This is a genomic window from Tolypothrix sp. PCC 7601 (assembly GCF_025677855.1).
Taxonomy (GTDB): domain Bacteria; phylum Cyanobacteriota; class Cyanobacteriia; order Cyanobacteriales; family Nostocaceae; genus Aulosira; species Aulosira diplosiphon.
In genome coordinates, this window is sequence record NZ_CP064879.1 from 2,553,118 (window position 1) to 2,579,690 (window position 26,573).

At 41.4% G+C, this 26,573-nt stretch carries 16 protein-coding genes; 4 read left to right on the forward strand and 12 right to left on the reverse strand.

The window, feature by feature from the left end:
• Window positions 1-16 precede the first annotated feature (16 nt).
• The 10 genes from HG267_RS10715 to HG267_RS10760 all read right to left on the reverse strand — a co-directional run bounded on the left by HG267_RS10715 (window position 17) and on the right by HG267_RS10760 (window position 16,394).
• The gene (locus HG267_RS10715; protein WP_052335139.1) at window positions 17-853 is read right to left on the reverse strand and encodes an endonuclease/exonuclease/phosphatase family protein; all 837 of its coding nucleotides are present in this window, start codon (window positions 851-853) and stop codon (window positions 17-19) included.
• Between the two features lie 319 nt (window positions 854-1,172).
• Window positions 1,173-2,264: a glycosyltransferase family 4 protein gene (locus tag HG267_RS10720; protein ID WP_045869575.1), complete on the reverse strand. Its 1,092-nt coding sequence runs from the start codon at window positions 2,262-2,264 to the stop codon at window positions 1,173-1,175.
• A 285-nt stretch (window positions 2,265-2,549) separates the two neighbouring features.
• Window positions 2,550-3,587, reverse strand: a complete 1,038-nt coding sequence (speB, locus tag HG267_RS10725; protein ID WP_045869576.1) for an agmatinase SpeB — start codon at window positions 3,585-3,587, stop codon at window positions 2,550-2,552.
• Between the two features lie 174 nt (window positions 3,588-3,761).
• Window positions 3,762-6,143, reverse strand: a complete 2,382-nt coding sequence (locus tag HG267_RS10730; protein ID WP_052335140.1) for a PAS domain S-box protein — start codon at window positions 6,141-6,143, stop codon at window positions 3,762-3,764.
• 557 nt (window positions 6,144-6,700) lie between these two features.
• Window positions 6,701-8,563, reverse strand: coding sequence for an ATP-binding protein (locus tag HG267_RS10735; RefSeq protein ID WP_081583967.1), 1,863 nt, complete (start codon window positions 8,561-8,563; stop codon window positions 6,701-6,703).
• A gap of 269 nt (window positions 8,564-8,832) precedes the next feature.
• On the reverse strand, window positions 8,833-10,605 hold the full coding sequence (locus HG267_RS10740) for a M61 family metallopeptidase (RefSeq protein ID WP_045869577.1): 1,773 nt from the start codon (window positions 10,603-10,605) through the stop codon (window positions 8,833-8,835).
• A gap of 538 nt (window positions 10,606-11,143) precedes the next feature.
• Window positions 11,144-11,812, reverse strand: coding sequence for a peptide-methionine (S)-S-oxide reductase MsrA (gene msrA, locus HG267_RS10745; RefSeq protein ID WP_045869578.1), 669 nt, complete (start codon window positions 11,810-11,812; stop codon window positions 11,144-11,146).
• An 81-nt stretch (window positions 11,813-11,893) separates the two neighbouring features.
• Complete coding sequence (locus HG267_RS10750) at window positions 11,894-13,513, reverse strand: ArnT family glycosyltransferase (protein WP_045869579.1); 1,620 nt, start codon at window positions 13,511-13,513, stop codon at window positions 11,894-11,896.
• A 1,022-nt stretch (window positions 13,514-14,535) separates the two neighbouring features.
• A complete protein-coding gene (locus HG267_RS10755; RefSeq protein WP_045869580.1) occupies window positions 14,536-15,852 on the reverse strand; it encodes a recombinase family protein in 1,317 nt (438 codons plus the stop codon).
• A 182-nt stretch (window positions 15,853-16,034) separates the two neighbouring features.
• Window positions 16,035-16,394 carry a VOC family protein gene (locus tag HG267_RS10760; protein WP_045869581.1) on the reverse strand — a complete coding sequence of 120 codons (360 nt, stop codon included), beginning with the start codon at window positions 16,392-16,394 and terminating at the stop codon, window positions 16,035-16,037.
• A gap of 210 nt (window positions 16,395-16,604) precedes the next feature.
• Between HG267_RS10760 and HG267_RS10765 the strand changes: the two genes are divergently transcribed.
• Entirely contained in the window at window positions 16,605-16,925 is a 321-nt protein-coding gene (locus tag HG267_RS10765) for a hypothetical protein (RefSeq protein WP_071989374.1), read from the forward strand.
• A 4-nt stretch (window positions 16,926-16,929) separates the two neighbouring features.
• Here the strand turns inward: HG267_RS10765 and HG267_RS10770 are convergent, their stop codons facing one another.
• A complete protein-coding gene (locus HG267_RS10770; protein WP_045869582.1) occupies window positions 16,930-17,481 on the reverse strand; it encodes an NUDIX hydrolase in 552 nt (183 codons plus the stop codon).
• Between the two features lie 296 nt (window positions 17,482-17,777).
• On the opposite strand from HG267_RS10770, the gene HG267_RS10775 reads away from it, so the two are divergent.
• Window positions 17,778-22,679, forward strand: coding sequence for a PAS domain-containing protein (locus HG267_RS10775; protein WP_045869583.1), 4,902 nt, complete (start codon window positions 17,778-17,780; stop codon window positions 22,677-22,679).
• Window positions 22,680-22,871: 192 nt separating this feature from the next.
• Here the strand turns inward: HG267_RS10775 and HG267_RS10780 are convergent, their stop codons facing one another.
• Entirely contained in the window at window positions 22,872-23,834 is a 963-nt protein-coding gene (locus HG267_RS10780) for a protochlorophyllide reductase (protein WP_045869584.1), read from the reverse strand.
• Window positions 23,835-24,631: 797 nt separating this feature from the next.
• Here HG267_RS10780 and HG267_RS10785 point away from each other — a divergent pair.
• Both HG267_RS10785 and purB read left to right on the forward strand, forming a co-directional pair.
• Window positions 24,632-25,183: a DUF421 domain-containing protein gene (locus tag HG267_RS10785; protein ID WP_045869585.1), complete on the forward strand. Its 552-nt coding sequence runs from the start codon at window positions 24,632-24,634 to the stop codon at window positions 25,181-25,183.
• A 40-nt stretch (window positions 25,184-25,223) separates the two neighbouring features.
• A complete protein-coding gene (gene purB, locus HG267_RS10790; RefSeq protein ID WP_045869586.1) occupies window positions 25,224-26,519 on the forward strand; it encodes an adenylosuccinate lyase in 1,296 nt (431 codons plus the stop codon).
• Window positions 26,520-26,573 lie beyond the last annotated feature (54 nt).

Genomic DNA, 26,573 nt, shown 5'->3' on the forward strand with positions numbered 1-26,573 from the left:
ATTTATATTAATTATTTTAATTATTGATATAACTAAATTCTGCCAATAATGGCTTGTGATCTGATGAATTAATATTTTCTAGTACTTTGGCGCTGGCTTGTTGTTCATTGAGTCCTCGGTAAAATATATAGTCTAAAGGTGGTGATAACAAGAAGCGTTTAATTTTTTTACTTTGGTGAGGCGCAAAAGCTACTGGCATTAATCCCAAGCTAGTAGCTACTTTATATAAAAGTAATGCTCGTTTTCGACTCCAAGTGTTAAAATCTCCGGCAAAGATTATTGGCCCTTGATGGGTAGATAGGGCAGTTTCTAATTCATGTAGTTGAGTTTTAAACTTACTAATATTTACAAAATTTATTAAATGGCTATTGATAGTTAAAAGGCTATCTTGGTGATGAGATAGAGGATATTCAGTCATTAGAGAAACTTTAGGAGTCTTAATAATTGGTTCATAATGTTTTGTGATGATAGCTCTCTTTTTTAAGGGACTAATTTTAGCTGCCGTGAAAATTCCCGCATAAGTTTGATGATGAGCATCAATAAAGTTAGGCGCAAAATTCCAACTCATATTTATCAATTCTGCGACTTTCTCTGCATCTACATCTAGGCGGAATTCTTGTAAGAAAATTAGGTCTGGTTGATATTCCTCAAGAATATTGAAAAAATCCTGTAACCAAGTTTTGTCATAATTTTTCTTGGCAATATTCCAGTTCAGGACTTTAATCGATTGCACATCTAGCGCTGTTTGAATAACGTGGATGCTGTCAATCGTAGATTCTTGTGTTCGCAGAAATCTATGAGAAGGAACAAATTTTTTGGCGAAAGTGCCTACGTGCTGTTTAATACTAGACATTATTAATACTTAATATGACTTTATCTAGCTTAACCATACTCTTGTGAGGGTGTGGTGACTGCTGACTGTTGACTGTTGACTGTTGACTGTTGACTGTTGACTGTTGACTGTTGACTGTTGACTGTTGACTGTTGACTGTTGACTGTTGACTGTTGACTGTTGACTGTTGACTGTTAACAGATAACGTAGTTGATTATTCCGGAAAAAATAAAAGCTCCCGTATTAGGGGAGCAGATATAGATTGATTATTTACTGTTTAGTTTGTACAAGTTTGAAGGCTTTTGAAGGCTAAGGAAGATTTGCTGACAGAAATTTCTGACTAGCGTTTTAAAGATGTGAGAGATTCTAAAGAGTTTCTGATCGCAGCATTGAACCAATGTCTGAAGTTGCGATCGCCAACGATTTTTTCGTAGACTGCTTCATAGCCATCAACCATTTGGGTGACGCTAAATTTAGTCTCGACATGTTCGCGGCATTTTTGGCGACTGAGTTTCAACGCTTTAGGAATCATATCTGCCATTTCGTCGTAACTTTGGCAAACATAACCAGTCACGCCATTAGCAATTACTTCTGACACAGAACCCATATTCATGGCGATCACTGGTGTACCAGTCGCCATAGATTCAGCCATCACCAACCCAAAGGGTTCGCACCAGGTGATAGGGAACAGAGTAATTGCTGCATTACCCAACAGTTCAGCTTTTTGTCCGTGATTAACTTCGCCTAAAAATTCTATTTGCTTACCATCTATATGGGGAGCAACTTCTTCTTCAAAAAACTTTTTATCGACTACATCGACCTTACCAGCCATTTTCAAGCGCCAACCTGTCTTTTTGGCAATGGCGATCGCATGTTGTGGCCCTTTCTCCGGTGAGAAGCGTCCCAGGAAGGCTAAATATGGTGGATCTTGGGGTTCAGCAAAAAATGGGAATTTTTCGACGCTGATACCGTTATAAACAGTGGCAGCATAATTAAGATTTAACAACCGTTGAGCATCACTAATGCTGATGAATGGTTGCGTTTTGTATTGTCGAAATACTTTAGTATTGTCGTTGGTAAAAATACCATGCAAGGTATGCACTGTTGGGGTGGAGACAACACTCGCTAAAGGTAACGACCAAACGCCAACATGGGAGTGAATAATATCGAACTCATCAGCGCGTTGGAACACTTCCCCAACATGCATGAGTTCATACATGATGGGTTCTTTAATGCTAGTATCCAAACGCAAAGCACGCGGACTTCCAGCTTCTAAACGAGCTAGAGTTTGAGAATCACCGGATGCAAATAGTGTCACTTCATGACCTCTGCGTACCAGTTCATCGGTCAAACGGCTCACTACAAGCTCTGTTCCACCGTAGGTTACAGGCGGAACTTGTTCCCACAGGGGTGCGATTTGTGCGATTTTCATAGCTGTATAGGGTTCAGAAGTCAAAAGCCCCTGTCACTTGGACTTTATTTGAGATATGGGAAGACAATTCTTCCTCGATATCTGCAATTGACTTTCACTTTCATTGCCGCGAACTTGGCAAATTGGGTGAGTAGAACCGAAAAACTCATCTCCAGTGAGTGTAATTTGAGTTCACGTTTTTAATCTGACAGACCAACGAATATTTATGCATCTGTCTAAAGGCAGTTGTTTTTTAGCAGTACACATGATAAGCAATCGGGGATTTTCAGCCCACGATTGCCCGATTTATCGCCACGATAAATCCATGAAATTCGCTAGTTTGTAAACGATTCGCGCCCCGACATTACCATCCCACTCAGCATCACCGACTTCGCAGACATCAAAGCCAATAATTTTTCTGCCACTCTTTACTAATTCGCGGAACAGGCAAAACGCTTGTTCTAACTCCAAGCCACCAGGAACCGGAGTCCCTGTACTTGGGCAGAGTTTAGGATCTAAACCATCAACATCAAAGCTGACGTGAACGCATTCCGGTAAATGGCTGACAATTTCTTGACACAAATTAATCCAAGTTGTTCCCGAATAGAGTTTTTGTTTGATAGCTGGGTCGTAATAAGCGATGATGCGATCGCCCGATTCGTCAATTATTTGCACTTCATCGTGGCAAATATCCCGCAAACCCACCTGGACTAACTTGCTAATCTGCGGTATTTTCATGGCGTTAAACATAATCGACGCATGAGAAAACTCAAAGCCCTCGTATGCATCCCGTAAATCTGCGTGGGCATCTAAGTGTAAAATGCCATAATCAGGGTACTTAGCTGCTAAAGCTTGAAAATATCCTAAAGGCGAACTGTGATCGCCCCCAATCACCGCGACTCGCTTACCATCATTAATTGCTTTTTGGCAATTCTCAAACAACCATTGATTTACTTGTTGCGAAGCCTGATTAATTTCCGTAAGCACAGGTGTTAAATCTGGCGCATCTGTCAGTGCTTTCCCTTGGGCGAGGCGTTCGATAATTTTTGCAGCTAAACCTCGATAATATTCATTTTTTTCTAAAATATCCTGGGGAATTTCCATCATGAAAATTCCTTGTTTCCAACCATCAGAGTTATCAAAATCAAATAAATCTAATTGAATGGATGCATCCAAAATCTGCTGCGGGCCGTTGGCGGTTCCTGCGCCATAAGAAACTGTAACTTCCCAAGGTACAGCAAACACAATCAGGTTTGCCGATTCGTAATCGAAGGGTAAACCTAAGAGGTTACCATTAATTTCACCTACGCCACTGGGATTGTAGTCTAAAAGGGGATTATTCATAACACCTGATGATGAGAAAAACACTAATAACCATGTTAGGCATTGAGCTTTAATAGCTTAACGCTCTAGAGATGGGTTTTCAATTCAGCAAAGAGAATAGCAGGTAATATTTTTATCCAGAGAAAGACAAATGACAGCCCTAACTAATTATCTTTAAATGCACCGCCCTACTTATTACTTATTCATCTGTGCAACTGGAATTTCAATGATAAATTCTGCTCCCTCGTTGGGTGAGGAAATACACTGTAACGAACCACCATGTTGCTCAGTAATAATTTGATAGCTAATAGACAAACCTAAACCAGTACCTTTACCTACAGCTTTGGTAGTAAAAAACGGGTCAAATAACTTTTGCCTAACTTGCTCGGGAATACCAGGGCCATTATCGATAATGCGGATAACTATTTGTTTGCTGGGTAGCTGTTGAGTACAAATGCTAATTTGTGGCTGGTTATGTGTAAGTTTTCCTTGGATTAATGAATCTTCTAATGCATCTAAAGCATTTGCCAAAATATTTAAAAATACTTGATTCAGCGGCCCAGCATAACACTCAACTAAAGGTAAATTGCCATAATCTTTAATTACTTGAATTTGTGGCTGGTTGGGCTTTAGTTTCAAGCGATGATCTAAAATCATCAAGGTACTTTCGATACCTTTGTGAATATCTACTGCTTTCAATTCAGCTTCGTCTAGTCGCGAGAAAGTCCGCAGAGAATCCACAATTTGACGGATACGCCCGGCACCTGCTTCCATAGAAGAAAACATTTTTGGTAAGTCATCTATTAAAAAATCAAGGTCAAGAGCTTCAATTTCTTGTTGAATTTCTTCTACAGGATTTGGGTAGTTGCTTTGGTAAAGCTGAATTAGATTGAGCAGTTGGTGAGTATAGCTGTTAGCGTGAGCTAGATTGCCATAAATAAAATTGACTGGATTATTGATTTCGTGGGCAACTCCAGCTACTAATTGACCTAGAGAAGACATTTTCTCACTCTGGATGAGTTGGGATTGAGTAGTTTGCAATTGTTTGAGAGTCTGCGCTAGTTCTATTGCTTGCTGCTGGAGTAGCGCTTCTGCTTGTTTTCGAGCCGTAATATCGCGAATGATACCTTGAAAACTGACAACCCCTTCATTAGTATCAATTACGGGGGAAGTATTGGATGTAATCCAGCCGTAAGTGCCATCTTTACGTTTAACTCTTACCTCAAGTCCAGCTTGTTTTTGGCTTGTTTGGGCAACTTTGTGCAGAAACTCCATAAAATTTGGCACATCGTCTGGATGAATCATCGGCATGAAAGATTGCCCCAGAAATTCTGATATTTCATATCCAAACATACGCGTGAAGTTAGGAGAAAGATAACTAAATATGCCATCAAGTGTCATGGCATAAATTGCATCGTTAGCATTTTCTACCAAGCTACGAAACTTGGCTTCGCTGGCTGTGAGTGCAGCCTGAATTTGTTTCTGCTCTGTAATATCTTCTCGAATTACTAGCAAATATTTGGGCTGACCTTGAGAATCGATAATGGGAGTTTTTCTAATATGCAAAATGCGGGTTTTACCATTGCCACTTTTTGGGTGAACTATCTCTTCCGGAATTTCTATAACTTTTTTGCTAGTTAGTGCTTCTTGATCTCGCTGGGTAAAAAAATCAGCTTCTGCTTGAGGAAATAAATCATAATCAGTCTTGCCTAATATTTCATCAGCGCTGGCACCAACCAACTCTTGGGCGGCGCGATTGCATAAAACAAAACGCAGATCACTAGCATCTTTAACAAAGACTGCTATAGGCATTGCTTGAATTACAGAACACATAAATTGTTGAGCAGTTTGTAGTTGCGCTTCTGCTTGCTTACGCTCAGTAATATCTGTATGAACACCAACTAAAGCAATAATCTTACCAGTCCGGTCTTTGATAGCATCTGCCCGTAAATCGATTTGCATTGTTTTACCACTAGCTTGTTGCATAGTAATTTCACCGCGCCAAGACTGACCGTTACCAATAGCAGTGAAGACACTTTGTGCTTGCTCTGGGTTGTTGTAAACTGCGACTGGCCCGCCAGCAGCATTCAGTGCGTCAACTGTATAACCGAACAAATTAATAAAGGCAGGATTTTGATAAATTGACTTACCTGTAACATCCGCTATTCCAATAGCATCACTAACGCTTTCCACCGCCTTACTAATGCGTAATAAGGCTTGTTCCGTCTTGATGCGCTCAATAATTTCATGTGAAAGGTCTTTATTAATAGCTTTTAACTGAGCCGGACTCGGTAGTGTGAGAGCTTGAGGGATGAGGTGAATTAATGTAAATGCTGTATATATGGAAATAATGGCAGTAAAAGCTTTTAGAACCCCTGCAATCCAGTAATCGGGATGCCAAAGCGTCCAAATTTCCATCCAATGTCCAGTACCACAGGCAAGGATAAAAGCACTAAATAAGAGAAAAACTCCATTAAAAGGGACATCTTTGCGTTTAGAAATCAGGTAAAGCAGTAGCAGAGGAATAGAATAATAAGCCAAGGCAATTGTCGCGTCAGAAATAATGTGGAGCCACACTAGTCCTGTTTTCCAGAGATAACAATGCCCATGAGGAATGAAACTGTTTACATGGGAGGGATAGTGAAAAAATCCGAACATCATAATAGTTGAATTTTGAATTGTGAATTCCTTATAGATGGTGTTGATTTAGCAGCTTCAGGAAGTGCTACTGCTGCAGGGAAGTGTAAGTAGTAGGTAAACAATTACATCATTGATTGTGACTTCATAGAACTTATGTGACTTACCATCCGAAAGCTCTAGATATGTCGTTTCCGTTGGCATCTAAATGCTCCTGTTGACAGAAAATAGGGCTGAATTGGTTAATTAAGCTGTTGGCAACTATCTAATCTCAGTATTTGTTCTATGCTATTGATTCATGCCAGTAGCCTTGCTTACCAAAGCCTGCAGTTCTGTTATAACCAACCAAAACTATATTTGAGTAGAAGAATAATTATAGAAAAAATCAATAAAGTTGAGTAGTTACACCCTCAGCAACACATGAATAATTCGTCAAAGCGCGCAAATATGAGCCTGAAATTCATGTATCGGTCGCATAATTTTTTGAACCTGGTAATCTATCCAAAACTAATTTTTACAGGAGATATTTCACAACTGGGATATATACTCGAACTGCTCTTTAGAGATGATACTTCAGGAGGTTGTAAGCGAATGGGAAGACAAATCATAAATTCTGTACCGCTTCCTACCTCTGATTGACAGGTTAATTGTCCCCTGTGTTTCTCAACGACAATTTGATAACTAATTGAAAGTCCCATTCCCGTACCCACACCCCTGGGTTTTGTGGTGAAGAAAGTTTCAAAAATTTTTGCTTGATTTTCTAGGGGAATACCAGAAGCATTATCTGTAATGCGAAGAACTACAGAGTTATTATCTTGGCGTTCAGTGGCGATCGCAATTTTTCGTGGTTCTTGAATATTATCTTTTTCGTCTAATGCATCTAACGCATTGTTGAGGATATTCATGAATACCTGATATAGTGAACCAGCAAAACCTTCAATCTCAGGAATATCGCCATAGTTACGCTCAACTGTAATCCCTTTTTTGATGCGGTTATTGAGAATAAGTAGCGTACTATCAATACATTCGTGCAAATTTACAGTATGGGCTTGTGCTTCTTCTAGACGGGAAAAGTTTTTCAAACTCAATACAATTTGACGGACGCGATCGGCACCAAATTTCATTGACTGCAAAACTTTAGGTAAATCTTCTTCCACAAATTCCACATCAATTTCATCAGCATAATCTTGCACTGCTAGAGGCGGATGAGGAATTTCTTGGGCATAAATTCGCAACAATTCTAATAAATCATCTACATGATGAATAGCTGGTTCTAAATTACCATAGATAAAATTTACTGGATTGTTAATTTCGTGAGCAACACCAGCTACCATTCGTCCTAAGCTAGACATTTTCTCACTTTGAACTAACTGGGCTTCTTGTAGTTGCTGCTGACGGAGGGCTGCGGCTTGTTGCTCTTCTAGTAAGCTTTTGACTTTTTGTAAAACTTGGTTAAAACTATCGCTCAATATTCCAATTTCATCGTTTGCTGTCACAGGGATTTGCAAATCAAAGTTGGATTCTTTGGTAACCCTCTGTGCCATATTTGTTAGGGCTTGAACCGGGCGAGTAATGGTACGACTCGTTAACACTGCTAACAGCGCTGCGATCGCCACTGATAACAGAATACTACCAATTATGATGTGTAGCCGCATTTTTTCTGCTGTATTAAATTCACTAGTTGCGGCTTTTAATTCTCCATAAGAATTATTAATAATGGTGACAAGTTCATCAGAAATGCCATCCAATTTGAGTGCTAATTCACTATTAGTAAATTTTAATAATTGTTGTTGCGCGATGACAATTTTCTCTGGAGTAAGTGGCGATAAATTAATTTGCTGAACTAGTGTATCAAGCTCCTGTAAATAAGTGTGTGCTACACCATCATAGGTTTTGAGCAAGTGAGGAATATGCTCGGTATGATTGTTGTCTATATAATTCGATGTTTTTGTGTAGGTTTGTAGTTGTGACCAAACCTGCTTAATCTGTGGCCCATGTACATGAGTAATATGGCTGTATTCTTCTTTGTATAATTCCGGATTTCCTAGTAATGGGATTAGTTGTTGTTGATGCGTGCGAGTTTGAAGAACACTTGTCTGGAGGCGATAAAGTATATTCAGTTCCCTAAAGGCATTTTCTTGTTTTTCCAAGGCTCGTTGCTGATAGCGATCGCCCAAAACTAACCCAGCCGTAGTTCCGAAAATTCCCACACCCAGCGCCAGAGCATAACCTAGTTTAATTTTATTACCAATACTTAAACCATTAACTATCGCTGACAACCACCCTTTGCGGCTTACCTTTGGGGCAGTTGTATCATGGGAAACTGGTGGTAAATCTGAACCATTAGTTTGCAAATTCATAGCACTCTTTTTAAAAATGATCTTTATTTAGAGTTCCCCATTTGCTTTGTCAAAATTTGAGTCCACCAGTTTCCATGAAAAGAGTCAAGAGTTGGAACAAGAGAAAAGGTTCAAGGGGAAAGAAAAAATACACAACCCTTCCCCCTTCCCCCTTTCCTCTTTCCCCGACTTTTGCAAGAAGTCTAGTTATGAAAACATTTCTCCCTCATCCCCAGTCCCCAGTCCCCATTACCCCTTATCCCCAGAGGGGGCCCCGAGTTCCCCAATCCCTATACCCTAACCCCTAACCATCCAGCCAAATTCTCTTGCTGAACAGAATCGGGATTATGTATGGAAATCACCTGATAGCGGATAGGACGTGGCTCGGCTAAAGTGACATTAACAGAACGGAGTAGGTCTTGGTGGAAAACTGCCACCTGAATGGTATCTTGAGCTTGGAAATCTTTGAGGCGATCGCTTAAATTATTTGCTGTTACTTTAATACCATTAATCGCTAGTAGCTCATCACCTGGATCGATTCCTGCTTTTTGTGCTGGGGAACCAGCCTCCACAAACTTAATTATCTCTTTGCCATTTTCACTATTTACCTTGATACCTAAATAAGGTTCTTCTTCTGGCTCTGCCGCTAATTTTAAACCAAATGGTTCTAAATACTCGTTAAAAGGTAACTCTTCTGTCCCATCAAGATACCGTTTAAAGAAATCTCCTAAATCTATATCGGCTACCGATTCAATTACACTTTGCAACTGTTCTGGAGTAAAGCCAATTTCTGCTTGGCCAAATTGTTGCCACATTTGCCGCATTATATCATCAAGGGAACGTTGATTACGATGTTTAGCACGAATTAACAAATCTAATAAAAGGGTAACCATTGCCCCTTTCAAATAATAAGAGATTTGTGAATTACCACTATTAGCATCTGGACGATAAAGTTTAATCCAAGCATCAAAACTTGATTCCGAAAGCGGTTGTATTTTCCTTCCTGGAGTAGTCAGAAATCGAGTAATTTCCTTACTCAAATGGTTTAAATATGATTTACTATCATAAATTCCTGCCCACAGTGGAATTAGCAAATCATAATGACTCGTAGTTCCTTCACAGAACCATAGTGATGGCGTATAGTTTTCTTGATCGTAATCAAAAACCTCTAAAGCTTTGGGACGAATGCGCTTGACATTCCACAAGTGAAAAAATTCATGTGCTACCAATTGCATAAACCGCTCATATTTGTCTTGAGCGCGAAATCCAAAACGTTGATAGATTAAAGAGCAACTATTTTTATGCTCTAAACCTCCATAGGCTTGGTGAAATAAATGTAATAGAAACACATATCTTTGATATGGCAAACCACCAAATATATCTGCTTCTACTTGAATGATTTTTTGGATATCAGCAATGGCTCGCTCTGGTTCTAAATTTCCTTGTCCCCAGATAGCTAATTCATGAGGTTTTCCTAAGGCTATAAATTGATATACTTGATGGCTACCAATTTCAAAAGGACTATCAACTAAGGTGTCAAAATCAGCAGCATAAAAAGTATTACTGGCTTCAGCATCCGCAGGTAAAGGACTCGTTACCTGCCATTCTGGGTATGGCGGTACAATGGTGACGCGGATTGGTTGCTGATCCCAACCTGGTAATCTAAAAAACAGTGCAGCACCATTAAAATAGCCGTGAGTGATATCTAAGTGATTGGTTCTTACCGATAGCTCATTCGCAAAAATGCGGTAACGAATAGTTAATTCAGAAACATTACTTTTATCTATTTGCCAATGATTTTTACTTTTTTTCCACCAAGGTAAAGGTTGATCGTTAGCAAAAGCAGCAAAATCTTGTAAATTTTTAGCGTATTCTCGCACCAAATAGGAGCCAGGTGTCCATACTGGGAGTTTGAGATCCAAAATTGGTGATGTATAGTTAACAAGATGTAAAGTTACCTCAAACAGATGTGTTTCTGGTTGAGGCATTGCCACCTGATAATGTATGGTCGGTAAGCGTTCTTGAATGAAGGTGTCGGAACGAGGCGCTGTGACTTCAGTCATCTTGAGTCCTAAGTTCTGCGAATTAATTTATAAACTAAATCTTAAATCTGTAGGGTGTGCTATTCAGCGCTACACTTTGGTGAAAACCTGGTGCGCCTACAACACTCTATCTGAATTTAATCTGTAAAAATAAAAATTGAAAGCCTAAATTTCCGGCAAATTTCAGGAAACTTTGATGATCTATCCGATTAAATAGGATGCGTTACGCTGGCGTAACGCATCCTACTGGCGTGGCAAGGCTAAAATGTTGCAATAATTTTTATTGTGGGGTGGACATCTTGTCCGCCCCGGACGGGTGAGACACCCATCCCACAAGAGTTTTTTTCATGCACTATTTTAGTCTTGTCAATCCACTACGCTGATTTAATAAGAGTACTCCAAGTAAAAAAATGCTCAATTGTCATTGCGAATGGAGCGAAGCGGAATGAAGCAATCGCAAGGGCTGAGATTGCTTCTCTGCGAGACGCTACGCGAACGCTACACTCCGTTTCGCTCGCAATGACAGGTTTTGGATCGTTTATTTTTTGGAACACTCTAATTAACTGCTCAGTTGTGATTCAGCAATTCCTACAGGACAAGAAACATTTGTCCCGCCTAAGCCGCAATAGCCATTGGGGTTTTTAGCCAGGTACTGCTGATGGTATTCTTCGGCGTAGTAGAATTCAGGCGCATCTAAAATTTCTGTGGTAATTTTGCCGTAGCCTGCATCTTTGAGCGCTTGCTGATATGCGTCGCGTGATGCTTCTGCTAGCTGCTTTTGGGTTTCCGAATAGACGTAAATTCCAGAACGATATTGAGTCCCAACATCATTACCTTGGCGCATCCCTTGGGTAGGGTTGTGGCTTTCCCAAAAAACTTTCAGCAGTTCACCATAACTAATGACTTTGGGGTCAAACACAACCAATACTACCTCGTTATGACCAGTCAATCCGGTACATACTTCTTGGTAAGTAGGGTTGGGTGTGAATCCAGCCGCATAGCCAACGGCTGTGGTGTAAACTCCTTTAAGCTGCCAGAATTTACGTTCTGCACCCCAAAAACAGCCTAAACCAAATAAAGCTGTTTCTAATCCATCGGCAAAAGGTGGCTTGAGAGGATTACCATTAACATAATGATGAGCAGGTACCGGCATTGTTGCTGCTCTTCCTGGTAAAGCTTCCTCGCGGGTAGGTATTACTGTTTTCTTGCCAAATCCAAATAATCCCATTGATTTTGATGTTGATTTCTCATAAATGTCTTTACCTTACTTAATATTTTAACGATTTTAGAGAGCGATCGCAGAGAATGCTTATAAGCGATTGGTATCTTTAGTAATCAGTTTCCAGCCTTCAGCTTCATCAATCAGCTTTATGGAATCGAGGTGGATACTTTTAAAAGCAGATGCATTCAGCAAAAAATAGGGTTGTCCGTTGTAGCGCCAGTAGTATTGCAATTCCCCTATACTTGCAGGAATAATTGTGCGATCGCTATAAAAATCTAAGGAAGGACGATTGTAAGGAAAGGATGTGTAAATCTGTTTGACTGCTGGATTGGCTCTTACTATCATGCTAGCTACTGGTTTGACGGGATATGCATCGCTTAATTCCCAAACCCAGTAGTTAGATTTCATCAACAGCAGCAATGAAACATAACTTCCCCAAAACAAAATTTTAAGAAATTGTCCGTCACCACGCTCTGCGTAAATCGCTGCTAAAGTCATTGTTAAAGCAACTGCGGCAAGAATTACCTGTAAATCTGTTTTTGGGTTTGCACCAGAACTAAAAAAAATGCTTCCTGCAGAAGCCGCTAATGCAAGTATAGATAAGCCCGCTATCCACGAACGGGGATAGGATGAGAGCAATGGTAAATTCTCAGTTTCCGCGAGTTGTACACCCAAAGCTAAAGCTAAACTGGGGTAAATGGGGAATAAATACCAGAGAATTTTACTGCCCATGCAAGCAATAATTGCTAAATAAACGCTACTCCACACTAATACAAGTCTTGCCCAGCTAAGATTGCGATTTTCCCAGGCTAAACGCAAACTGTGCGGTAAAAACAGCAGCCAAGGCCAAGCATACAGCAAAACTTCTTTAAGATAGTACCAAGATGTTCTGGAATTACCCGCCGCACCTGTTCCTAGTTTGTTAATGGCTGGATTGATAAAAGCCATTTGCAGGAAAGTATGACCATAGTGCCATAGTTGAGCAGCGTACCAACCCAGTACAGGTAAAATACCTAAAAAAATGGCAATCCACAGATAGTAGCAAGTGAGTAACCGGGGGGTATCCCAATATAAAAAGACAATGGCGATCGCACCTAACAATACACCATATATCCCTTGAGTTAGGCAAATTAAGCCAAAAGCCAAACCCACACCCAGACAGTAACGCAAATCTCGGCGCGATCGCAACAAGCACCAGATCATCACCATTAAAAAACTTACCACCGCGCCATCAATCATTGCCAATCGACCATGACGCACCACAGGAAGCATTGTCAGGTAAATCAAGGCGCTATAAATTGCTGCCCAGCGTTGGCGAAAGGCTTCTCGACCAATACAATACAGTAAAGGTACGGAACAAGCTGTTAAAATTGCTCCAGGTAAGCGGGTAGTCCATTCATTAATGCCTCCTAGTTGGTAAGCCCAAGCAACTAGCAAATGCATCAAAGGCGGCTTATGCGGATAAGGTACACCTCCCAGCTTTGGGTAAAGCCAACTTAAAGAATCCGCTGGGGAACGCACTATTTCACGCGCAATCTGTGCCACTGTACCTTCATCCCAATCTCGTAGCGGTGCGCCACCAAGATTGATGCTAAACAGTAGTACTGCTGCTATCAGCAGGACAATTATCCATACCCCATCAATTAATGTTTCAACTGTGCGGTACCGTTGTCCTAGATGACCCCAAATAAAGCTTCTTTCTTGCATATTCTATGATAATCATCTTGTTTGCTGGTTTGATTACATAGAGATTAGAGCGAATCTCTAATGTTGCCACCTGGTAATCAACTGTGTGTTTGGTAATTGCTAGATTCCAAATTAACTCAAATTTATCAGAATCGGAATTTTTTTTTGTGACAAAAACACCTAAGTTTTTGAAAGTTGAATTTCTCTAAAATATTCTTTGCTTAAAAGATATAATTAATACTGTGATATCAGACTTAACTGCCTTTAATATCATTGAGTAAATATAAGGATTTTTGTCTTAAAAGCCTGTTTAGCTGTGATATATATTGATGGCGGTTACACCTTTTATTGATGTAATTTCTCAATTAATCCCAGCCACAATGTTTCATCAGGTAACTGGATACGGAAGCGCGTCAATTAAACTCCGATGACTTGTAATTTCCAAGACTCGCAAATAGCTAAGTTAATTACAAAGTCAAAATGTCATTCATGATAAGTAGGTTGTTGCTATTAAAGGTAAATGGCGAGGTTGGTAATTGGTAATTGGTAATTGGTCAGGGTTACAACTCTATTAAATTGGAGAAGATGCTAGCGCCAAAACAGCATTTTTTAAGGTTTTAAACCAATAAGGGTTAAGTAAAAAAAATCCTCTTTGGAAGAAGGAAGGATGTACAAATGTACTTTATATTTCACAAATTAAATAGGAATTTTATACAGCAGTTTGCAAACTAGTGAGGTACACAACCAGAGAATTAATACCATTTTGAAAAAAGAACGGGACAGATGGGTTGTTAGGGGCACGGCACCAGTAAGATAATTTGAGATACCAAAAGATTGTGGATGCCGTGCCCCTACAAAGACTTTATTTGTCGCAAACATTATTTAAATTGGTATAAATATCAAAATTCCTCTTTTACCTCCTGCCTACTGTCCTCTGCCTCCTGCCTCAAAACCAGCCAATTTCTACCTCTGAATAATGCTGTATATTAAGTTTTAAACTACGTTGAGAGTTAAATTCATAATTCATAATTTACATCTCATATTTAAAAAATCAGAATGATTTGCAAAGTCCATTCTGACTCTTGACGAATCAGTTCAATGCTGCTAATAAATTCTCGTAAATAAAATCTGCGTTCTGATTCCGATAAATCGTACCAAAATTGCGGAATGGAAACAGCTTGAGCTACTGAACGTAAGTTTACTGGTGGAAGAGTAGCTAGTTTGGCTTGGAATGCAGAGATTTCGGTGCGGAGTTTGTAGGCGCGTAACTTTGCTGTTTCTGTATCTAATACTCCAGTTTCTACTAAAGCAGGTAACTGGGTAAGTATTTCTTGTTGACGAGCGATCGCATCTCCTAAACTATTTTTAATGGCATCCAACTGGGGAAAGTTTAACCCGGCTACAGCTTGGGGTAATTCTTGGCAAACCTTGGTAATCGTCTTGTCTAAAACTGCATCATAAGCCAAAGCTTTACACTTAGGATTTTTAGGACAGCTAATTGGACGTAAATAAAGATACTCTTTACTTTGGCGACGTTGGGTAACCCGAGTCACAGTCATGTGAGATTGACATTCACCGCAAATCACCAACCCTGCTAAAGAACGTGGCGCGCTAGCTGTGCGAGATGGTAAACGACTGTTACGACGTAAAAGCCGATCAATTTGAGCTGCTTCTTCTGGGGAAATAACGGGAACGTGGGTATTAGAGATAATTTCGCCATCTTGGTAAGCTGTATTCCCTCGATAAACCGGATTAGTTAACCAGCGTTTCCCTGTAGTTACCGAGATTTTCTTACCGTATTTTTTAGCTAAATAGCGAACTGCACCCCGCAAAGAACCATAGAGCAAAAATTGTTCAAAAAAATCCTTAACAACTGGAGAAGTGCTTCTATCAATCGTGTATTTATCCTTACTTTTTTTGTAACCGTAGGGAGGCTTTCCTGGTGGAGGCGCAGTATCCAAACGCTTACGAGCGTGTCCTTGGCGGATACGACGGCTACGTTGCTGACGTTGAATTTCCTGTAACAATGTCAACAATTGAGCGCGGAGATTACCATTTTCGGAAGTGTAAGGTTGTTCAATAGCGATCACCACAACCCCCATAGCTTCGAGTTCATTGAGGCGATCGCTTACTTCCTTAACAGTATCACCCAACTCTTCCAAACGCCGAATCAGCAGATAACTTCCAGGTTGAGTTTGACAATCTTTGATTAACTCTTGTAATTGCGCTCGCGCAGCGTTTCCAAAGGAATCTCGCCCTACCAAATCATAATAAACCCGATCCACTTCCCATCCCCAACTATCAATATCAGGAGGGTTTTCTAACAAAGGATCGGTGTAGCTGTAGGCGATGATTTTCATTTGTCATTAGTCATTTGTCATTAGTCATTAGTCATTAGTCATTAGTCATTAGTCATTAGTCATTTGTCATTTGTCCCCCGCTTCCTCATCTCCCTCATCTCCCTCATCCTCCTCATCTCCCTCATCTCCCTCATCCTCCTCATCTCCCTCATCTCCCTCATCCTCCTCATCTCCCCATTCCCTCACTGCTGACTCAACTCGATAATATTTCCGTCGGGATCTTGGGTGAATACAGCAGGACGACCAGAGGCGCTGGCTTGGATAGGGTAATTGTGAGTGAGTAATTCTTGTTTGGCGATTTCTAAGTCTGCGACAGAAAAAGCCACATGGGGGTTGCGTCCCCATTTTTCGTTTTGGTTATCTGTGGGGGAAGATGGCGCGGCGATCAAGTGAATTTGGTAGTTACCGACTTGATACCATGCTCCAGGGTATTTCAAAGAGCGATCAATTTTAGCTAGTCCTAATACTTTGCCATAAAAGAATTCCGAGCGTTCTAAGTCAGTAACGAGAATGGCGGTATGAAGACTGTTGGTAATTTGCATTGTCTGTGATGTGGATGCGATCGCGTTTATTTTAAATTGTATTGGGGATTGGGGATTGGGGATGGGGATTGGGGACTGGGGATTGGGGATTGGGGATTGGGGACTGGGGACTGGGGACTGGGGATTGGGGACTGGGGATTGGGGATTGGGGATTGAGGATTGGGGATTGGGGAACTCGGGGCCCCCTCTGGGGATAAGGGGTAATGGGGATTGGGGATTGAGGTTTGGAAGCTGGAAGTTGAGGTTTTAAGGCTGGGGATTGAGGTTTGGAAGCTGAACGTTGAGGTTTTAAGGCTGGGGATTGAGGTTTGGAAGCTGAACGTTGAGGTTTTGAGGCTGGGGATTGAGGTTTGGAAGCTGAACGTTGAGGTTTTGAATCGGAAAGTTGCGGTTTTGAATCGGAAAGTTGCGGTTTTGAATCGGAAAGTTGCGGTTTTGAATCGGAAAATTGCGGTTTTGAATCGGAAAATTGCGGTTTTGAATTGGAAAGTTGCACCTTTAAAGCTCAAAAGTTCAAAAGTAATAGAATAGTTATTTACTTGGAAGTCCCTAACTCTAACCACCACTGCATTAGCACAGCACGACATTGAAGACAGATGAGACTTTGGAGTAAATCATGTACACCTGCGGAAGTTGCGGGATAGGTTGCGCCTAGATAATCAGCCTTAATTGGGGGAGTAGGTTCAAGATGGGCGACAAAGCCGTAAAGTTTTTGATTAGAGAAAGAACTATTCACAGGCCAACCTTCACTATTTAAAGCTATGAGTTGGCTGATGGCTGTAGCTTCAACTCCTAGTTCTCTTTGCAGAATAGCTGATACTGCAACATCAGGGGATTTTCCAGGGGGTAAACGTCCACCAGGAAAATCGAAAGTGAGTTTACCTAATCCTGGTCTGTAACTTGGGGGTGGCAGAATAATTTGATGGGATTGAATCGGTAAAATGACTACAGAGTCGGCTTTTTCTACGCGCCAGTATTCCAAAATTTGTCCGCGATCGTCTTGCAGATGTTCGCCAATCACAGTTAGCCAATCTGAGCGCATTTCTACAAACCGATGCTGGACTTTCCAATATTCTCCTTGGTTCATCTTCTCAAGAGTGTTGACTGCTGACTGTTGACTGTTGACTGGGAAGAGAGATTGTTAAGCCATTTTTGTGCGATTTATCACATTGACTGTCTAGCTTCACCATATCAAAAGCTGTTCAGCGTCAATTGCCTAATATCGAAACAGCTTTAAATTTTAACTCTTGACTTTTGACTTTTGACTCTTGACTCTTGACTCTTGACTTTTGACAATCAAACCTCAGTCTGAAGGGAGATCCTGATGAAGGTATTAGTCAGATTCAATATAAGAAACCGTGTATGCATACGGATTAATAATTCATGAAGCGCGATATTACTGGTAAGTTTGTTAGTAATTGGGATTCAGAAAAGAAACAACGATTTAGCATATCTCTTACCAGTACGGCTTGGCGATCGCTGGATGAAGAGGCTCACAAGCAAGGAATTTCTCGCTCGGAAGTAATTGAACAAGTGGCTCGCAGTTTTGGGCAGAATCCCTGCTCTACAGAGAAAGCTGTGTTGGAAGCCAAGATTGTTGAGCAGCAAGAAGCGATCGCACTTTTGCAACGTCAGCAGCAAGAGCTGGAAAATCAACTAGCTAATGCTCCCGATCCCCAAGCTACTGAGCGCTCAGTGACTCTCATCCTCGAAAGTATTACAGATGCCTTTGTCGCATTTGATAAAAATTGGTGCTATAGCTACGTAAATAGAGCAGCAGTGAAAATTCTGCACATAACCCCAGCAGAATTGATTGGCAAGAACGTTTGGACAGAAATCTTTCCTAGCCTTGTAGGTAGCATAGCTTACCAAAACCTACAAAGAGCTATGAGAGAACGAATCCCTATTTCATGGGAGGAATTTGGGGAGCCTCTTCAGTGTTGGATAGAAGTGAATGCCTATCCTTCAGATCATGGTTTGGCAGTGTATTTTCGTGATATCACAGAGCGCAAACAAGCTGAAACCGAGCGTGAAAGGTTGCTGAACGAATTAGAAATTGAACGCAGCCGATTGGAAGCAGTTTTACGGCAAATGCCAGCCGGGGTAATCATAGCAGATGCTGCAGGGAAGTTGGCTTTGTCTAACGACCAAGCAAAGCAAATTCTTGGGTATACTTACGAACCATCGCTAGAAATTGAGCAATATGAATCTATTACTCCTTTTATCGGCTTTAACGGTAATGGCAGACGCTACGGGGCTAACGATTATCCACTAATGCGATCGCTCCTCATGGGTGAAGTAATTGCTAATGAAGAAATCTCTTTGCATTACAGTGATGGCAGCCAAATTTTAATTAATGTCAATTCTGCTCCTATTCTCAATCAGCAAAATCAAATAGTTGCTGCTGTTGTGATCTTTCAAGATGTCACACAACGCAAGCAAATTGAAGAAAATTTGTGGCAGACGGAAGAAAGGTTACAGCTAGCTTTGTCTTCAGCGCAAATGGTGGCTTGGGACATGGATTTAATCACCAATCAAGTCATTTGTTCTTTTAATGCGCTCTCAGTTTGGGGAATTCAAGTAGGGACAGCAGCCGAATTTTTTGATCTGATTCATCCAGACGATCGCCAGCAGGTAATAGAATCGGTGCAAAGAGCGATCGCGGGAGAATTTGACTATAACCAAGACTATCGAGTAGTTGCTCCCAATGGTGTGATGCACTGGCTCAAAAGCCAAGGACGAGTTTATCTCAATGCAACTGGGCAAAGAGTCAGAATGACTGGTGTTTCAGTTGATATCACAGAACACAAACAAATTGAAGCCGAACGCGATCGCTTGTTTGAGAGAGAACAAGCTTCCAGGTTAGAAGCAGAAACCGAGCGCAAACGTCTGTATGAAATCCTCATGCAGTTACCAGCGATGATTGCGATCGTGGGTGGTTCAGAACATATATTTGAATTTGCTAATCCCACCTATTTGCAACTGACTGGACGCACTCCGGATATTATCGGTAAATCAGTTCGGGAAGTTTTGCCGGAAACAGAAGGACAGATTTATTTTGCACAGCTTGATCGGGTTTACCAAACTGGCGAACCTTTCATTGAAGATGAGTCACCTGTTTATTGGGATAACAACGGTGATGGTGTCTTAGAAGAAGCATTCTTTAACTGCGTCTTTCCAGCTTTACGGGATGCGGAAGGGAGAATTCAGGGGGTGTTGCTGCATGGAATTGAAGTTACAGCCCAAGTACGCGCAAGGCAACAAATTGAACAATTGCTACAAGAGTTGCAGCACAAGGAAAAACAGCAGCAATTCTTAATTGAATTGAATGACACGATTCGCGCCATTCAAGACTCCAAAGAAATTATGTGGGAAGTAGTTCGCACTACGGGGCAACATTTCCAAGTTAGCCGTTGTACCTACGGTGAGATTGATGCTACCCAAGAATACGTAATTATTGATCGCGACTATTGCAATGGGGTGATCAGCATCGCTGGTAGTCACTACATGAATTCCTTTGGTGTAGAAATTGTTACTGAACTCAAACAGGGCAAAACCATCTTTGTGAATAATGTCGATACAGATCCCCGGACTGCTGGATCTGGGAATGCAGCTTTTGATGCCATCCAAACCAAATCTTTTCTGTGCGTACCCTTGGTGAAGGAAGGAAGATTTGTCGCCCTATTTGTTTTACACCATGTCACCCCCCGCCAATGGACAGAAGACGATGTCATAGTCATGGAGCGAATTGCCCAAAAAACCTGGCTAGCGGTAGAGCGATCGCGGGCAGAAGAAGAACTGCGACATAGCAAAACTCGCCTACAATTAGCATTAATGGTGGGACGTATGGGCACCTGGGACTGGGATTTGCAAATCAATACCCTCACCTGGTCAGATAGTCATTACAACATCATGGGACTCCAAGCAAATGAGTACCCACCCAGCTATGAACTTTGGGCTAACAGCGTTCACCCAGAGGACTTAGGGCACACAGAATTAGCGCTGCAACAAGCTATGCTCAATAAAACTGAATATCATCATGAATACCGCACGCTGTGGGAAAATGGCTCTATTCATTGGACAGAAGCTAGGGGCAGATTTTTATACAACGCCCAAGGGCAACCAATACAGATGATTGGCGTTCTCATTGACATTACAGAACGCAAGCAAGCTGAACAAGAACGAGAACAATTGCTAGCACGAGAACGCATTGCCCGTACTCAAGCTGAAGCGATTCAGCGCCAATTAGAAACTATTTTTGATACTGCTCCAGTAGGTATGGCACTGTTAGATGCTGAACAACGATTTGTTGCCATCAACGAAGCATTAGCCCAAATCAACGGCTTACCCCGTGGACAACACTTAGGGCGTTCGGTTACTGAACTTTTTGGTGAAATAGATCCCAATATAGTTACACTTTTCTCAGAAATTTACACAACAGGCAAACCCTTTGTTGCCAACAATTTTGCTGTTAATGCTCCCAGCCGTAGCGATCGCTCCCCCGGTTACTACAATCTTTACTATCTGCCCATAATCAACTCACAGGGTCAGGTAGAAGATGTTCTAGCTTATGTTATCGATGTTACAGAGCAAGTCCGCTTAGAGCGTGCCCAAAGATTTCTCGCAGAAGCCAGTGCAGTTTTAGCTTCTTCCCTCGATTATCAAACCACCTTAGAGCAAGTAGCACAGCTAGCAACACCCGAGTTGGCAGATTGGTGTACAGTCCACATCGTTGCAGCAGATGGTGCCATTGAGCAGATTGCCGTAGCTCACAGCGACCCCGCAAAATTAGCATGGGCGCAGCAACTTAGCAGTAAATATCCTTTTGATTCAGATGGGCCTCGTGGTGCTGCCTTGACTTTACGAACTGGACAATCTGATATCTTGCCAAATATTCCCGATGAATTAATTGTCCAAGCAGCCCATGACTCAGAACATTTAGAAATTCTGCGCTCGATCGGGTTCAAATCGGTAATGACAGTGCCATTACGCACCCAAGCTCGAATTTTAGGCGTAATTTCTTTTGTTAGTGCCGAATCTGGGCGACGCTATACGCAAAGCGATTTAGAATTAGCAGAAGAATTAGCGCGTCGTGCTTCTCTAGCCATCGATAATGCTCAGTTATATCAATTAGCGCAAAGCGATCGCGCCAAAGCCGAAGCCGCCAACCGCATTAAAGACGAATTTTTAGCTGTACTTTCCCACGAATTGCGATCGCCCCTTAATCCCATTCTTGGCTGGACAAGAATTCTCCGCAGTCAGCGGCTAGATAGCAAAAAAGCTGACCAAGCTTTAGAAACCATCGAACGCAACGCTAAATTACAAGCGCAATTAATTGAGGATTTGTTGGATGTCTCCCGCATCCTCCAAGGAAAAATGACCTTAAACGTTGCGCCAGTTAATTTAGCTAGCACCATCACAGCCGCCCTAGAAACAGTACAACTGGCAGCCCAAGCCAAAAGCATTGAAATTCAAACCACAATTAACCCAGTCGCAGACACCGTTACAGGCGATGCCAATCGTCTACAACAAATTGTCTGGAATTTGGTTTCTAATGCGGTGAAATTCACCCCAGCCGGCGGAAAAATTGAATTAAAACTAGACCAAGTGGGAATGTATGCCCAAATTCAAGTTAAAGACACAGGAATTGGCATCAAAACCGAGTTTTTACCCTTTGTATTTGAATATTTCCGCCAAGAAGATGGCACAACCACAAGACAATTTGGTGGGCTAGGATTAGGATTAGCGATCGTCCGCCATTTTACCGAACTGCATGGTGGTACTGTTCAAGCCAGCAGCCCCGGACAGAATTTAGGCGCAACATTCACAGTGCTACTACCGTTAAATATTGTCGAGCCGCAGCTATCTCATGATGATGGTGCATCCGAAAGTTTCACCGACCTCACAGGTATTAACATCTTGGTTGTCGATGATGATGCAGATATGCGGGATTTAGCAGAATTTATCCTTACACAATCGGGGGCACAAGTAACAACCGCCGCTTCTGCACTACAAGCCTTGACGCTGTTAAAGCAGTCTATCCCCGATTTACTACTGTGCGACATTGGTATGCCAGAAATGGATGGTTATTCCCTGATTCGGCAAATTAGAGAATGGTCACCAGAACAAGGAGGAACCATTCCCGCGATCGCGCTTACTGCTTACGCCGGAGAAATGAATCAACAACAAGCCCTAGTCGCTGGATTTCAGCTGCATATCTCCAAACCTGTGCAACCAGAGATACTGGTGCAAGCTGTTGCTCAATTGCTACAACCCCTTTCGTGAGGCAGAGGGGCAGGAGGACAAGGAGCAGGGGGCAGGGATACAAATAGAGAAATTCTTATTAAATCAACCATGCCCTATGCCCTATGCCCCATGCCCAATAAGTAAATAAACAAAATTATTAAATGCTATTTTTTTCTCCCCCCTGTTCCCTATCTGCATGAATTTAATTTTGCAGAACTACTGACTGGGTAATTAAGCTAATCCCACTAACTTCTCACTTAAATCCCACAGGCGTTCTGCTTTTTCATCATCGCGGGCTTGGGGAGAAACTCTTTGTACAAATGATTTACCGTCTTTCTTTTGACGATTTCCCCAACTCCAGTAAGCACCGGATTGCTTGTATTCGGGATCGGCTAGTACCGCCGCTACCCGTTCCCCAGACAAGTCCTGAGATACATATCCCCCAGTAATGTACTTCTGGAACAATGGGAAGATTTTTTGGAACAAGGGGTAATGGTTACGGAACAGTGGAGTTTCTGCCACACATCCTGGATATAAAGAACTGAAGGTAATACCAGTTGACTCGTGATAACGGCGATGCAGTTCCCGCATGGTTAACACGTTGCAAACTTTACTGTCTTTGTAAGCTTTCACGGGTTCAAATTTCTTACCGTCAATCATTGTGATTGGCGCTTTAAACCCAGCTGAAAAGCCTTCCAGATTTCCTAAGTCGGGACGTGGGGGAATTTTTCCACCCAATTCGTCAGGGTTGTGTGTTACTGTTCCCAAAATCACCAATCTGCGATCGCGGTATGGTGAATTTTTCATATCCTCAAGCATGAGGTTACACAGCAGAAAATGACCAAGATGATTAGTAGTCATTGTCAATTCATAACCTTCGGGACTCCACAACGGTTCTTTGATGAGGGGCATATAAATTGCCGCATTGCACAACAAAGCGTCTAGAGTTTTGCCAGTAGCCCTAAAGTTGCTCACAAACTGTCGGACGCTGTCCAAGGAACCTAGGTCGAGATGCAAAATGGTGTGGCTGTCCCTAGGTATTCCTACCGATTGAGCAGCTTCTTCCGCCTTAGCTAAATTTCGACAAGCCATCACGACGTGCCAGCCTTTGTTAGCCATCGCTTTTGCAGTGTATAACCCAACCCCGGAAGAAGCACCCGTAATCACAACCGTTGACTTCCGATTTTGTTCCATGTCTGTTTAAACTCCTGTGACGTGTTGACTTTATCTAGAATCTCACGCCAATGGCTTCTATTAACACAAGTAATCTGCAATTAAAAAGATTCTTATCTTTTCACTAAAAGGCTACAGTTTATGCATAGATAAGCTTTTATATACTACATCGAAGATATTAAATAAAAAGCTTTCAGGAGAATGTTTGTGTTCCTAAACCTTGACACTTCTACTACCCTCTACCTCATGCGTTTACTGTCTACAAGAGCCTATGCATGGCTAGCTGAAGTCTAGCTAGTGTAGGTGTCAGCAATATCCTTCCCTGCGATCGCCTCTTCTAACACACTTCGTTATTATAATTTTTGGTTCATGACCTATCTAGAATTACTGTATATTAAGTCAAGCGCTGACAATCAATTATCAATAATAATATAGGAATCCCCTTTGATTTATGAAATTATTTGTGTAGTAAGATAACAGGGAATAGCGAGCAGAGAAGAAGAAACGAAACTGTAATAATTTAAAAAAATCAAATATGATTCTTATCGTATTTCTTATTAAAACCTAGTGATAGATTTTTTATTTTGTAAATGATATTTTTGGTAAAACCATTAATAAATATATTCAAAATTATTATTGATATTACAAAAGATAAGGTAACTAGCAAAAACGTGAAATCCTTTAATACTTAGGTTGGCACGCCTATTAGAGGCAAGCATAATCGCAGCTTTAATACAAACCTGTAGGGTAATTAATATTGAATTTTGAATGCCCCGCAAGTGTATTGCATCTATCAAACTATAAGAAAATTAGCAATCATGGAAAAATTCTTTTTTGTTGATTGGCAAGCAATCTTTGTTCCAAGCATTAGTATTTTGGAATTAATTATCCGTGGCTCATTAGTCTACCTGGCATTATTCTCAGTGTTACGCTTGCTTCCCAGCCGACAAATGGGAACTCTAGGAATTACTGATTTACTCGTAGTTGTGTTATTTGCGGAAGCTGCTCAAAATGCTATGGCCAGTAATTACACGTCTATTACTGAGGGCGCTATCCTAGTAGGAACAGTAATTTTTTGGAGCTACTTACTTAACTGGTTAGGTTACAAACTTCCGGAGTTTCAGCGTTTTCTCAATCCCCCTCCACTGTTATTGGTAAAAAATGGTCGGATTATTCATCGGCATTTAGAACGAGAACTGATTACAGAGGACGAGTTAATGAGTAAGTTACGCCAACAAAGTGTAGAATTTTTGACTGATGTCAAGTTAGCTTATATGGAAGCCGACGGTAGCATTAGTGTCATTACATCCGAATCTAAAATTAGTTCTGTTCCTAACCAAGAATCTAAAACAAAAAGCGATCTGCCCTAATAAAAATGTAAAATATGACGGTTGTATTCTGTGGCGGACTGTGATTGAGCGTTATACTTTGCCCGAAATGGGTAATATTTGGAGTGAAGCCTATAAACTAAAAACTTGGTTGCAAGTAGAAATTGCTGTTTGTGAGGCACAGGCTGAACTTGGTTACATCCCATCTCAGGCAGTTGAAGAGATTAAAGCAAAGGCGAATTTTGACCCAAAGCGGGTGCTAGAAATTGAAGCTGAAGTCCGCCACGATGTCATCGCCTTTTTAACAAATGTCAATGAATATGTTGGTGATGCTGGGCGTTATATTCACCTGGGTTTAACTAGTTCTGATGTGCTAGATACAGCTTTAGCATTGCAATTGATAGCAAGTTTGGATGTGATTTTACAGCGCCTGGAAGATTTAATTCAGGCGATTCGTAAAAAGGCAAAAGAACATCGCAATACTGTGATGATTGGGCGTTCTCATGGCATTCATGCTGAACCCATCACCTTTGGATTTAAGTTAGCTGGGTGGTTAGCAGAAGTATTGCGACACCAAGAAAGATTGCAAACTCTCCGCAAAACAATTGCTGTGGGTAAAATTTCTGGTGCAGTAGGAACCTATGCCAATATTGAACCACGTGTAGAAGCGATCGCTTGTCAAAAACTGGGACTGAAACCTGATACTGCTTCTACACAAGTCATTTCCCGCGATATCCACGCTGATTATGTGCAGCAATTAGCTTTAGTTGCCGCATCTATTGAACGCTTTGCTGTCGAAATTCGTAATCTGCAAAAAACAGATGTTCTCGAAGTTGAAGAATTTTTCGCCAAAGGGCAAAAAGGTTCATCAGCTATGCCGCACAAACGTAATCCCATCCGTTCCGAACGGCTAACAGGGATGGCTAGACTAGTCAGAAGTCATGCGGGTGCTGCTTTAGAAGATATCGCCCTCTGGCATGAACGAGATATTTCGCACAGTTCTGTAGAACGGGTAATTTTGCCAGATGCTTGCATTTTGACCCACTTTATGATTAAAGAAATCACCGATTTGGTAACTAACCTCTTGGTATATCCCGAGAATATGCAACGCAATCTCAACTGCTATGGAGGTGTAGTATTTAGCCAAAAAGTGCTACTAGCTTTAGTAGAAAAAGGAACCAACCGCGAAGAAGCCTATGCGATCGTGCAAGAAAATGCCCACACAGCTTGGAACAAACCAGAAGGCAATTTCCACGATTTAATTACTAAAGACCCACGTGTAACTCAAAAATTATCGCCAGCAGAAATTGAGTTTTGTTTTGACCCCCAACAACACCTGCGTCATTTAGAACAGGTTTATCAACGGTTAGGGATTTAAGAATTGGGCATAGGGCATGGGGCATAGGGCATGGGTAATTGGGTGTTTATTGTT

Excerpts from the sequence above, each read along its gene's own strand:
- HG267_RS10715 (WP_052335139.1), bottom strand. The coding sequence starts at position 853 with ATGTCTAGTATTAAACAGCACGTAGGCACTTTCGCCAAAAAATTTGTT.
- msrA (WP_045869578.1), bottom strand. The coding sequence starts at position 11,812 with ATGGGATTATTTGGATTTGGCAAGAAAACAGTAATACCTACCCGCGAG.
- HG267_RS10735 (WP_081583967.1), bottom strand. The coding sequence starts at position 8,563 with ATGAATTTGCAAACTAATGGTTCAGATTTACCACCAGTTTCCCATGAT.
- HG267_RS10770 (WP_045869582.1), bottom strand. The coding sequence starts at position 17,481 with ATGAACCAAGGAGAATATTGGAAAGTCCAGCATCGGTTTGTAGAAATG.
- HG267_RS10740 (WP_045869577.1), bottom strand. The coding sequence starts at position 10,605 with ATGACTGAAGTCACAGCGCCTCGTTCCGACACCTTCATTCAAGAACGC.
- HG267_RS10750 (WP_045869579.1), bottom strand. The coding sequence starts at position 13,513 with ATGCAAGAAAGAAGCTTTATTTGGGGTCATCTAGGACAACGGTACCGC.
- HG267_RS10785 (WP_045869585.1), top strand. The coding sequence starts at position 24,632 with ATGGAAAAATTCTTTTTTGTTGATTGGCAAGCAATCTTTGTTCCAAGC.
- speB (WP_045869576.1), bottom strand. The coding sequence starts at position 3,587 with ATGAATAATCCCCTTTTAGACTACAATCCCAGTGGCGTAGGTGAAATT.
- HG267_RS10720 (WP_045869575.1), bottom strand. The coding sequence starts at position 2,264 with ATGAAAATCGCACAAATCGCACCCCTGTGGGAACAAGTTCCGCCTGTA.
- HG267_RS10775 (WP_045869583.1), top strand. The coding sequence starts at position 17,778 with ATGAAGCGCGATATTACTGGTAAGTTTGTTAGTAATTGGGATTCAGAA.
- HG267_RS10760 (WP_045869581.1), bottom strand. The coding sequence starts at position 16,394 with ATGCAAATTACCAACAGTCTTCATACCGCCATTCTCGTTACTGACTTA.
- HG267_RS10780 (WP_045869584.1), bottom strand. The coding sequence starts at position 23,834 with ATGGAACAAAATCGGAAGTCAACGGTTGTGATTACGGGTGCTTCTTCC.
- HG267_RS10755 (WP_045869580.1), bottom strand. The coding sequence starts at position 15,852 with ATGAAAATCATCGCCTACAGCTACACCGATCCTTTGTTAGAAAACCCT.